This is a genomic window from Streptomyces aureus (assembly GCF_001418135.1).
Classification (GTDB): Bacteria; Actinomycetota; Actinomycetes; order Streptomycetales; family Streptomycetaceae; genus Streptomyces; species Streptomyces aureus_A.
Window position 1 is genome coordinate 16,296 of the sequence record NZ_LIPQ01000225.1, and the last position, 11,329, is coordinate 27,624.

Annotated in this window: 11 protein-coding genes; 6 read left to right on the forward strand and 5 right to left on the reverse strand. The window is 70.0% G+C overall.

The window, feature by feature from the left end; genetic code table 11:
* Positions 1-341 precede the first annotated feature (341 nt).
* From htpG to AOK00_RS19505, 3 genes are all read right to left on the reverse strand, one after another.
* On the reverse strand, positions 342-2,261 hold the full coding sequence (gene htpG / locus AOK00_RS19495) for a molecular chaperone HtpG (protein ID WP_055601581.1): 1,920 nt from the start codon (positions 2,259-2,261) through the stop codon (positions 342-344).
* 128 nt (positions 2,262-2,389) lie between these two features.
* Entirely contained in the window at positions 2,390-3,040 is a 651-nt protein-coding gene (locus AOK00_RS19500) for a hypothetical protein (protein WP_055601582.1), read from the reverse strand.
* 263 nt (positions 3,041-3,303) lie between these two features.
* Entirely contained in the window at positions 3,304-3,717 is a 414-nt protein-coding gene (locus AOK00_RS19505) for a DUF6223 family protein (protein WP_055601583.1), read from the reverse strand.
* 196 nt (positions 3,718-3,913) lie between these two features.
* Between AOK00_RS19505 and AOK00_RS19510 the strand changes: the two genes are divergently transcribed.
* Together AOK00_RS19510 and AOK00_RS19515 are read left to right on the forward strand one after the other, a co-directional pair.
* A complete protein-coding gene (locus AOK00_RS19510; protein ID WP_055601584.1) occupies positions 3,914-5,041 on the forward strand; it encodes a sensor histidine kinase in 1,128 nt (375 codons plus the stop codon).
* Positions 5,038-5,700, forward strand: coding sequence for a response regulator (locus AOK00_RS19515; protein WP_055601585.1), 663 nt, complete (start codon positions 5,038-5,040; stop codon positions 5,698-5,700). Before AOK00_RS19510 ends, AOK00_RS19515 begins: the two co-directional genes overlap by 4 nt.
* A gap of 262 nt (positions 5,701-5,962) precedes the next feature.
* On the opposite strand, the gene AOK00_RS19520 is transcribed toward AOK00_RS19515, so the two are convergent.
* Complete coding sequence (locus tag AOK00_RS19520; RefSeq protein WP_055601586.1) at positions 5,963-6,220, reverse strand: hypothetical protein; 258 nt, start codon at positions 6,218-6,220, stop codon at positions 5,963-5,965.
* Positions 6,221-6,879: 659 nt separating this feature from the next.
* Here AOK00_RS19520 and AOK00_RS19525 point away from each other — a divergent pair.
* The 3 genes from AOK00_RS19525 (at position 6,880) to AOK00_RS19535 (ending at position 9,223) form a co-directional block, all read left to right on the forward strand.
* On the forward strand, positions 6,880-7,689 hold the full coding sequence (locus AOK00_RS19525) for a hypothetical protein (RefSeq protein WP_254047422.1): 810 nt from the start codon (positions 6,880-6,882) through the stop codon (positions 7,687-7,689).
* 270 nt (positions 7,690-7,959) lie between these two features.
* On the forward strand, positions 7,960-8,382 hold the full coding sequence (locus tag AOK00_RS19530; protein ID WP_055601588.1) for a hypothetical protein: 423 nt from the start codon (positions 7,960-7,962) through the stop codon (positions 8,380-8,382).
* A 244-nt stretch (positions 8,383-8,626) separates the two neighbouring features.
* Positions 8,627-9,223 carry a hypothetical protein gene (locus tag AOK00_RS19535; protein ID WP_055601589.1) on the forward strand — a complete coding sequence of 199 codons (597 nt, stop codon included), beginning with the start codon at positions 8,627-8,629 and terminating at the stop codon, positions 9,221-9,223.
* A 124-nt stretch (positions 9,224-9,347) separates the two neighbouring features.
* Here the strand turns inward: AOK00_RS19535 and AOK00_RS19540 are convergent, their stop codons facing one another.
* The gene (locus AOK00_RS19540) at positions 9,348-10,103 is read right to left on the reverse strand and encodes an AraC family transcriptional regulator (RefSeq protein WP_055601590.1); all 756 of its coding nucleotides are present in this window, start codon (positions 10,101-10,103) and stop codon (positions 9,348-9,350) included.
* 55 nt (positions 10,104-10,158) lie between these two features.
* Between AOK00_RS19540 and AOK00_RS19545 the strand changes: the two genes are divergently transcribed.
* Positions 10,159-11,329: MFS transporter (locus AOK00_RS19545; RefSeq protein WP_055601592.1), on the forward strand; the 1,171-nt coding region annotated here is incomplete at its 3' end.

Sequence of the window (11,329 nt, forward strand, 5' to 3'; positions counted from 1 at the left end):
CACGTCCCGCCTCGGGCGGTGAGCTGCGTCGCTGGAGCTACGGGGACGGCGGGCGAGGTCATCGGGTCCTGGGCACGGCGAGAGCCGGGCTCCCGGTCTGACAGGCCGTGGCGGGGGCAGTCGTACCGCCACCACCCGCCCCTGTGGTCCCGAGCCGAACGACACCGAGTGGGATGGGGTGCTCGGCGAAGACCTGTGCGGTGGGCGGGCAGCCCGAACACGCCCGCCCCGCCCCGGCACTCCGTACGGAGTATCGCCTCGTGTTGTTCGTGGGGGCGAGGGTGGCAAGGGCGGGCGTGGGTGTGTCCGGGCGTTCGGGTCGCGCGGGGCCGTTCCCGTGGTTACAGAGTGTGGGTCAGGCGGTCGGTGAGCAGCCGGGTGAAGCGGGCCGGGTCGGGCAGGTCGCCCCCTTCGGCGAGCAGCGCGCTGCCGTACACCAGCTCGGCGATCTCCGCCAGTGCGGGGTCGTCGGCATTGGCGTCGTGTGCCGTGCGCAGGGCGGTGATCAGCGGGTGCGCGGGGTTGAGTTCCAGGATCCTCTTGACGGTGGGCAGTTGCTGTCCCATCGCCCGGTACATCTTCTCCAGGGTCGGCGTCACGTCGTGGGCGTCGCCGACGATGCATGCCGCCGAGGTCGTCAGGCGGGACGACAGGCGGACCTGCTTGACCTGCTCGGACAGGGTGGTGGTCAGCCACGGCAGCAGGGCGGCGAAGTCCTGCTCGCGCTGGGCCCTCTCGGCGTCGGTGTCCTGGTCGCCGTCGGCGGAGGCGTCGAGGTCGACCTGGCCCTTGGCGACGGACTGCAGACGGTGGCCGTCGAAGGCCGGGACCCGGTCCACCCACACCTCGTCGACGGGGTCGGTGAGGATCAGGACCTCGTACCCCTTGGCGGCGAAGGCTTCCATGTGGGGGGAGTTCTCCACCATCGCGCGGGTCTCGCCGGTCAGGTAGTAGATGGCCTCCTGTCCGTCCTTCATGCGCTCGACGTACTCGCGCAGCGTGGTCGTCTTCTCCGGGTCGTGCGTGGAGGCGGCCGACACCAGCTCGAGCAGTGCCTCGGTGTTGTCCGTGTCCTCGACCAGGCCTTCCTTCAGCGCCCGGCCGAACTGCGCCCACACCTTCGCGTAACGCTCGGCGTCCTTGGACTGCATGTTCCTGAGGGCGCCGAGGACCTTCTTGACCAGGCGACGACGCACGCCGCGGATCTGGCGGTCGTGCTGGAGGATCTCGCGGGAGACGTTCAACGACAGGTCGTGGGCGTCCACGACACCCTTGACGAAGCGCAGGTAGTCGGGCATGAGCGCTTCGCAGTCGTCCATGATGAACACCCGCTTGACGTACAGCTGCACGCCGCGCTTGGTCTCGCGGGAGAACAGGTCGAAGGGTGCCTGCGAGGGGATGAACAGCAGCGCCTCGTACTCGAAGGTGCCTTCGGCGCGCATGTGGATGGTCTCGGCCGGTGCCAGCCAGTCGTGGCTGATCTGCTGGTAGAACTCGTTGTACTCGTCCTCGGTCACCTCGGAGCGCGGCCGGGCCCACAGCGCCTTCATCGAGTTGAGCGTGTCGACCTCGTGGGTGGTCTGGCCCTCGGCGTCGGTACGCTCGGTGGCCATTCGGACGGGCCAGCGGATGAAGTCCGAGTACTGCTTGACGATCTGACGGATCTTCGACTCGGACAGGTAGTCGGCGAGCCCGTCCTCGCTGTCGGCGGGCTTGAGGTGCAGGGTGACCGAGGTGCCCACGGGCAGGCCGTCGACGGACTGGATGGTGTAGGCGCCCTCGCCGTCGGACTCCCACTCGGTACCGGAGTCGGTCCCCGCCCGCCGGGTGCGGAGGGTGACCTTGTCGGCGACCATGAACGCGGAATAGAAGCCCACGCCGAACTGCCCGATCAGGCTCTCGGCGGTGGCGGCATCCTTGGATTCCTTGATCTTCTCCAGCAGGCCGGCGGTGCCGGACTTGGCGATGGTGCCGATCAGGTCCACGAGATCGTCCCGGGTCATGCCGATCCCGTTGTCACGGACGGTCAGGGTGCGGGCGTCCTTGTCGACCTCCAACGAGATGTGCAGGCCGGTGGTGTCGATGTCGACGAGGCTGGAGTCGGTCAGTGATTCCAGCCGCAGCTTGTCCAGTGCGTCGGAGGCGTTCGAGATCAGCTCGCGCAGGAAGATGTCCTTGTTCGAGTAGATCGAGTGAATGACCAATCGGAGCAACTGGCGTGTCTCAGCCTGGAATTCCAGCGTCTCGACACTGCTACCCATGGGGGGCCCTTTCTGCGGGAACGTCATGAACGGACAGGAAGAGGGCCGATGTGAGTCGTCGCCCGCCGTCGGCGCGGTGCGCGGCAGGCCGGATCGCACCGGCGTTCTGCGACTCTCTGTGAGAGGAGTCAGTCATCGTCAGCCGATGTCGCCGTGAGGTGGTCGTGGAGGGCTTCCAGACGGGTGACGAGGTCGGTGTGGTCGGTGCCGAGGTAGGGGCGCATGCCGGTCAAGGGGCCAATGAGCTCGGCGGCATCCGTGGCGCCGAGGGCGGCATGCAGGGCGTCCTGAGCTGAGCGCGCTTCGGGCGCGAGGTGGGCGAGCGCGGTGATCTGCCCGGCGAGGCGGCGCAGGTCGGCGGCGTTGGCGCGGGCCCACGTGGATGCGGCGCGTTCGGCGGCCCTGGCCTGGCGGGTGGCCGTCACGCGCTGCTCGCCGGTGGCGCCGACGGCGCCGGGGCGGCCGCGCAGGTACCGGCGTTCGGCGGCCTGGCGGCTGGAGACCCCGAGGGGGCGGGCGAGATCGGCCCAGCTCGCGCCCGCCTCGCGGGCGGTTTCGATCAGCCCGGTCTCCCAGCCGGCGAGCTGCTCTCGCACCTGCCGCAGCAGCATCAGGGAAGCCAGCGCCTGCTCAGGACCGGGGCCGGTGGCGTCGGGAGTCTCGTGCTGGGCATCACGCAGGGCGTCGTCCATGGCGGCAAGGGCCGCCGCGGCGGCGAGAAAGGACGCCGGGCTGTGGGCGCCGGTGCTGGTCGCGGACGGCTGGTCGGCTGCGGGCATGGGTACCTCCCCTCGGACTGTCATCGCATCGACGACATCATGCACGTCATCGATTGGATGACATGCTACAGCAGTGTCCGTGCAGCGCATGGGCATCAATCGCCTGAACCTGATGGAGGTGTTTTCGGCATGGGCCCGGCCGGTCGCCGCCCAGCCGGTCGCCCCCCGGCCGGTCAGCCGGTCATCCGTCACCCGGCTACCTGGTCACCCGGGCCAGCCGGTCATCCGGGCCAGCCGGTCACCCGGGCCGGCCGGTCAGCCCGTCACCCGGCGTGGCGGGAGCGCCTGAGGGCGAGGCCGCCGAGGGCTGTGCTGATCAACCCCAGCAGCAGGGCCACGTAGGCTCCGCCCAGCCCGTTGCCGGTGCCGAGACCACCGTCGGCGGTGGCCGCGACCAGCCCTCCGAGGACCATGGCGATGAGCCCCGCCGCCATGGCCCCGCGCGGCCGGCGGGCAGTGCCGAGAGGGCCGGCGGGCCGTGCCAGCGCCAGCACGGCGACGACCACGCCGGCCAGCCCGAGCAGACCGCCCGTGGTGGCCCCCAGTCGCCCGAGGCTGAAGTCGTAGACACTGGCGGCGACCGGCTGGACGGAGGCGTGTGCTGCTGCCGGCGCGGCAAGACCGAGACCCGCGGACAGGGTGGCCGAGACGGCAACGAACAGGCGACGAGCGGACATCGAGGTGCTCCTTCACTTCCCACGACTGGATGTCCTCCGAGCATGTCGGGCGGCCGGCGGAAGGTCGTCCGGCAGGCGCAGGCATTTCGCGCTACCGCGGCAGCGGCAGGAGCCGCGAAGGTACTGCGTACGCGGTAGTCGGCCGCTCGTCCCCGCGTGGGATTCGCCCGCGGCGGCATCCGGCTACGGTTCGCGCATGAGCAAAGGACGGTTCGGCGTTCGCGCCGAGGTCAGAGACTGCCTGACAGCCGGCGGTGTGGCGGCGGCGCTGCTGGTCACCGGGATGTCCTCGCACCACTCCTTCACGGGCCTCGACCTCCTCGGATACGCCTTGCTGGTGGTCGGGGGCCTGGCGCTGGCCGCCGGCCGCCGGGCTCCGGTTCCCGTACTGGCCGTCAGCGGGCTGTGCGCGGTGGGGTACCAGGCCGCGGGGTTCGACGTGGCTGCCGTCGCGTTCCTCTTCGCGGTGTACGCGGCGATGCGGGCAGGACACCGCCTCGTCACGGTGGTGACGAGCGTGGCCGTCCTGGCGGCCCTCCCGCTCGCGGCCCTGGCCTCGGGCCTGCACGACACGGGAGAGGCGTTCGCCCAGGCCAGGGGTGCCCTTGAGATCGCCTGGCTGATCGCCGCCGGCGCCGCAGGCGAAGCCCTGCGGCAGGCCGAGCGGCGAGCGGACGAAGCCGAGCGCACCCGCGAGGAGACCGCGCGGCGCCGTGCCGACGAGGAGCGGCTGCACATCGCGAGGGAGCTGCACGATTCGCTCACCCATCAGATCTCCGTCATCAAGGTGCAGTCCGAAGTCGCCGTCCATGTGGCCCGCAAGCGCGGGGAACAGGTACCGGAGGCCCTGCTGGCGATCCGGGAGGCGGGACGCGAGGCGGCGAGGGAGCTGCGCGCGACGCTTGAGGCGCTGCGCGACGACGACACGACCCCGCCGCACGGGCTCGGCCATGTCCCGGAGCTGGTGGAGCGGGCCGGCAGGAGCGGCCTCGCGGCGACGCTGACGATCGAGGGGCAGCGGCACGACGTACCGGCGGCGGTGGGCCGGACCGTCTACCGGATCGTTCAGGAGTCCCTCACCAACATCGCCCGTCACGCGGACGCCACCAAGGCATCGGTCCGCATCGCCTACCGCCCGGACGTGGTCTCCCTGCAGGTGGACGACGACGGCAGGGCCACGCAGGACGCCGCCCCGCCGCCCGGCATGGGACTGCTCGGGATGCGAGAACGCGTCACCGCCCTCGGCGGCCGCTTCCAGGCAGCACCGCGCGGCGAGGGCGGCTTCACCGTCCAGGCTGAACTCCCCGTGGAACGGGCCTCGTGATCCGTGTCCTGCTGGTCGACGACCAGCCGCTCATCCGCAGCGGATTCCGCGCACTCCTCGACCTCGAGGACGACATCGAGGTGGTGGCCGAGGCCGCCAACGGGAAGGAGGGCCTGGAACTTGCCAAGGAGCACCTGCCCGACATCGCGCTCGTCGACGTCCAGATGCCGGTCATGGACGGCATCGAGGCAACCCGACGCATCGCCGCGGAGCCGGACCTCGACGCGGTGCGTGTGGTCATCCTGACCAACTACGGCCTGGACGAGTACGTCTTCAACGCGCTCCGCGCAGGCGCCGCCGGATTCCTCGTCAAGGACATCGTGCCCGAGGACTTCCTCCACGCGGTACGCGTCGCCGCCCGTGGCGACGCCCTGCTCGCACCCTCGATCACCCGCAAGCTGATCGACCGGTACGTCACCCAGCCGCTCCCCATCGACGCCGGCGCCGCGCTGGAAGGGCTGACCAGCCGCGAACGAGAGGCCGTCGTCCTGGTCGCGCAGGGTCTGTCCAACGACGAGATCGCCGACCGCATGGTGATCAGCCCGCTGACCGCGAAGACCCACATCAACCGGGCCATGACCAAACTCCACGCTCGTGACCGGGCCCAACTCGTCGTCCTCGCCTACGAATCCGGCCTGGTGACCCCGCGCAACTCATGACAGCCACGGCCGTCCCGGCAACAGGCACGCCGACACCCGAGGCAGTCGAACCGCGGAGTCGTACGTCGATCGAGCGTGCGTGCACCGGAGCGGTGACGGGGGAACGGGCGGCCCCGCACGGAGCTCAGTAGGCGGAGGCCATCGAGTTCTCGATCCCGAAAGGCGTGTGTTCGTCGGCCTGGTGGGGGAGCGCTGTCAGGCTGTCCCAGCGGCAGGCCCGGCGCCTGGCCTCGTGGAGTGCCGAGGTCGGCCGGTCAGGGACCTAGCAGTTCTCGCTGATCACGCTCTCCAGGTCCGACAGGGCCACGCGGTCCTCCGCGATCTTCTTCTCCAGTTGTTCCAGGGCCTGCTTGAGGGCGCTGATCTGCGCCTGGTCCGGGTTCGCTTGTGCTTCCAGCTCGGTGATCCTCGTCCTGAACTCCTCCGCGTGCTCCTCGCTCTTCTCGATGCTCTTCGCCTGCTCCTTCGCAAGGCGCTTCATCATCTGGCAGCCGGACTCCGCAGCCGGTGGAGGGTTCATCTCGTACTCCTTCCTCGTGACGCCCCGCCGTCGGGGCTGTCGACTGCCAGTATGGAAGCCCCTGACCATCGGAACCCGGCGAAGTAGCCCGTCCGGACCAAGGTCCGCCGGCCCCGTCGTCGTGTGGCCGGCCGAGGACGGGATGACAGAACCTTCACGGCACGGCGATCGCCTCCCCGCCCCTTCGGACGATGCGCGGTGCCCACGCGAAGCTCCCCCTGGCGACGTATGACGCGGTGACGCTCCGCAGAGCGCTCGAGAGAGCCGCCACCGACGTGGCACCGAGGACGGGCGAGGTGACCGGCTGCCGGAATCGAGTCCGCTGCGCAGGCCACAACCTGCGGCGCGCATGCCGACCGCACTCAGATCCGATGCCTTTCCCGACGGCGCTCTCCCCGCCCTCGGCGTCCGTTCCTGCGCCGGTACCCGCCGGGGCCGTTCCGTGCGTGGGTTTGAAGGCGCTGGCGAAAGGAGCCCGGGAGAGAGCCCGCCGTCCGCCGCGAGTTTCGCCACCGGCCACGGTGCCGGCGCCGAGGTGATCGCTCCGGAAGACGTGCTGGACGATCGCGTCCGTGACAGCCGACGTCCCCGGTGACGAACGTCGGTCGGTGGCAGGATGTCTGGCCATGGGGACGAGAGACGACAGTGACGAGGCGTACGTGGTGGGCCTGTGCAATCAGGTCCTTGGCGAAACCGCGCTGACGCAGCACAAGTTCGGCTGGCTGTTGGGCGACCCCGGAACGAGCGGCCGGCAGGCCAGGCTGCCGGTCGACGCCTACTGGCCAGGCCACCGGCTCGTGGTCGAATACCGCGAGCTTCAGCACGACCAGGCGATGCCTCACTTCGACAAACCGCACCGGATGACCGTCAGTGGCGTCCACCGGGGGGAACAGCGGGCCCTGTACGACTCGCGGCGGGACACAGAGATCCCCGCACACGGCCTGAGGCTGGTGGTGATCCGACCTGCCGACCTCGACGCGGACGGTCGGGGACGGCTACACCGCAGTGAGGAGGCCGACTTGGCCGCACTGCGAGAGCTCCTGGCCCGCGGCAGCGACGAAGCCGGCGGCAGCGACGAAGCAGCCGACAGCGACGCAGCCGGCGACGAAGACCGTGACAGCGACGAAGACCGCGTCGCCGACGCCTTCCGCACCTGGCTGCTTTCCGAAGGATGGACGCCGGTCGACCCCACGGACCGCTGGACCGACGTCGAAGCCGTACGAGGCGACGACCGGTTGATCTGCGAGGTCAAGGGCCGCACCTCGGAGGAGGGCATCGACGCGGACATCGCCTACGGGCAGCTGCTGCGCCGCATGACGAACGAAGCACCTTGCACCAGGTACGCATTGGTCGTGCCCTCGACGTCCGTCAAGGCCGCAGAACGGGTCCCCGCGCACGTACGCCGACTGCTGCGGATCGACGTGTACGCGGTCACCGGCGACGACACGGTGCACAGGCTCTCGACGTAGACGAACAGCGGCGCCCGGACAGGTGCGACGGACGCGTGGTCGGGCTCGCCGTGCTGGTTCCGAATTTCCGCAGCCCCACTCTGCGGACACTGGACCCCGCTGGAATGCTGCTGTCGATCGGTGGGCTCGTGGCGTTGGCGTACGGGCTGATCCGGGCCGGGCACCGATCACGGTGGGCGTGAGTTCGAGTGTGACTGCCCGGCCGGGTGATCTTTCGGCGGTCTGGGTATCAAGCCAAGGGCGATCGGCGAGCGAGGGGGCGGACTTCGAATGGGGGCAGCGGACGAGCAGGACCTTGAGGACGGGGAAGGCTGGCTGACGAAGGCCGAAGTCCGGGAGATCTGGCCGCAGATCAGGCCGAGCAGCATCAGGGCCGTGGCGCGGGCCAACAGCGTACGTACCTCGGCTGCGCCCTCCCTGGACCTGACCCGCGAGCCGACCTACCACGCGGCCGACGTACGCCACGTGGCCGCGCGGATCGCCCGGGGTGAGGCCGATGTCGCGCCCTGGCAGCGCGCCGACTCCGACGCCGCACGCGACGACGCCACACCCGGCCCACCGGTTCGACAGCCCGTCAGTTGGGGGCCCGAGAACGTGCCGGGGCTGATCCTGCTGGCAATCATCGTGGGGCTGATCCTCTGGGGCCTGACCGCTCCCGACAACCACGGCACAGTAACGGACTTCGTGCGCTGAGTGCGGCAGCCAGCGGTTGCTCCATCGATCTTGGTGATCGTAAGTTCGAGTCAGCCGACTCGGTCGGGCGATCTCCTGGTCGGCAGGGCATGAAAGTGGGGCCTCCCGTACAGCTCGTGGGTGTCGATGCCACCGCCTGACGGGCGATCACGAACCGCTCCCACGCGGCTTCCGCCTCCTGGAGCCGTCAGACACCGCTGTTACGTTGACATGAGGATCTTGCTTCGACCTCTGGAGAGGGCGCATGTACGACGAACGGCTCGCCGAGTTCTCGCGCGAGCGGCTGGACGGCCGTCCGATCCCCGACGATCTGCGCGTTCTGCTGGTGGCGCAGTGGGAAGGCCGCACCGACTTCACCCGCCTTCTCGACCTCGACTTCTTCGAGGCGGGGGAGGTGCACCCGCTCCTTGACACCAGCTATCTGAGCGAAATGGAGCTCGCGGACCCGGAGATGCAGGCCGTCAACGCCGCAGCCGCGGAAATGGCCACGTACGTCAAGCTCGTGGCGAAGGGCGGAAGGGGGTGGGTCGGCTACTGGCTGCACCCTGACGAGCCCGCGGACCGCGCCTGGCCTCTCGCAGAGCTGGACACCGAGTTCACCTTCCGGAGCCTGGTAGGCCGCACCCTGGCCGAAGGGGCCGCTGCCGAGCGGGCAGGCTACCAGGATGAGCCCGACGAGCGAATCGCGTTCACGCGACTGGCCGCCGAACTCGCCGAGCTCGGCCTCCCGCTGAGCACCCAGGACTACGACGCCCTTGACGACACCGAGTGCGGGGTGGACCCGGAGGAACTCATGGAGGAGCTGATCGAAGCCGAACGCGAGAAGCGCGGTCTTCGCTGAGCCGGGAGACGCCAGAGCCCCCGGGCGCCGCACCGGAGGTGGCTGCTGTGGGTTCTACCAGTTCGATCGCGGTCGCCGGAAGCAATCACCTGACCCCCTCATCCACTGCGCTGGGCTCGACCCATCAGATGACCACCTGGGTGGCGGGGCGGGACCCGGGGGTGTGGCTGAAGGCGCGGCGGAAGACATCGATGAAGGTGCTGGCGGATGACCAGCCGCAGCTGTGGGCGACGGTGGTGACGGGGGTGTTCTCGGCCAGGAGGATCAGGGCGTGATGGAGCCTGATCTGGGTGCGCCATTGGGGGTAGGTGAGGCCGAGGTTGTCGTGGAGGCGGCGGGAGAGGGTGCGGGCGCTGGCGCCGATCTGGCGTCCGAAGTCGTCGAGGGAGCGGTTGTCGGCCGGGTCGGCGCGCAGGAGGTCGTGCAGTTCTCGGAGCAGCGGGTCGGTGGGGATGGGCAGGTGCAGGGGCTGTTCGGAGGAGGCCTTGAGCTGGTCCAGCATGACGGCGCGCAGGCGCAGGCGGGCCGGGCTGTCGTTCCCGGGGTCGCGGGTGTACTCGACGAGGAGTTCGCGCAAAAGGGGGCTGACGGCGAGGACGGCCGGTTTGTCGAGGCCGAGGGGATTCTCCGTGGCGGGCAGGCCGACGAGGTGGAGGTCGAGTTCGCCGTGGGCCTGGTGCTGGTGGACCGTTCCGGCGGGGATCCAGATGGCGCGGGTGGCGGGGGCGACCCAGGAGCCGGCGTCGGTGGTCACCGAGATGGTGCCCTGGCCGGCGTAGGCGATCTGGTGGTCGTCATGGCGGTGCGCGTCGATCTCTCCGCCGGGTGCGAGACGCCGGGTCCGGGTCGGTGCGACAGGAGTGTGGCGGATTTTCTGCATCACCTGGCAATCTATCGAAAGCGCGACACCCAGTGCGTCTCCCAGCATGGGACGGGTGCGAAGGAATGCGTCTGTCTCCCTGCTGGCCGTGGGACACGCCTGCGTCGACATCTACCAGGGCGCCGTCGCGGCGCTGATCCCGTTCTTCGTGGCCGAACGGGACTACACCTACGCGGTCGCCTCCGGCATCGTGCTGGCCGCGTCCGTGTTGTCCTCGGTGGCCCAGCCGGTGTTCGGCGCGCTCACCGACCGGTGGGCCATGCCGTGGCTGCTGCCGGTCAGCACCCTGCTGGGCGGCGTGGGCATCGCGCTGAGCGGCCTGAGCCGTTCCTACGGACTCACCCTGGCCTTCGTCGCCATTTCCGGGATCGGCGTGGCCGCCTACCACCCGGAGTCCGCCCGCGTGGCCCGGCTGGCCGGCGAAGGCAGTCACAGCGCGATGGGCTGGTTCTCCCTGGGCGGCAACATCGGCTTCGTACTTGCCCCGCTCATGGTGTCGGCCGTGATCGGACACGGCTCCTTGCGCTGGACGCCCGTCCTGGTCCTGCCCGCGCTCGTCGGCGCCGCTCTGTGCGTGCCCGTCCTCCGGATGCTCGCCCGGCCCGAGGCCGGTGCGTCCAAGACGGAGGCACCGCGGGGCGCCGATGATGTGGCCTCGTTCGTGAAGCTGTCCCTGGCGGTCGTCTTCCGCTCCATCGTCTTCACCGGACTGAGCACCTTCATCTCCCTCTACGCCCAGCAGCGCATGCAGGGCAGCACCACCGCGGGCACCATCGCCCTGTTCCTGCTGTTCCTGGGCGGCGCAGTCGGCTCGGTCCTGGGAGGGTCGCTGGCCAACCGCTACGACCGCGTCCATGTCTCCCGCTGGTCCTACCTGCTGTCCGTCGCCGCCGTGACCGGAGTGATCTACGCACCCGGCCCGGCCATGTTCCTCTTCGTGGGCCTCACCTCCGTCGGCCTGTACGTCCCCTTCTCCCTCCAGGTCACCCTGGGCCAGGATTACCTGCCCTCCCGTATCGGTACAGCCGGCGGCGTCACCCTCGGCCTCACCGTCAGCATCGGCGGCCTCATCAGCCCTCTGCTGGGACACCTGGCCGACGCCACCTCCCTGCGGACGGCCCTGACACCTCTGATAGCCATGCCTGCCCTGAGCTGGCTGCTGTTCCGCGCCCTCCCCGAACCCGTCGCCCCGAAACCCGCCGCCCCGAAACCCGCCGCCCCGGAAC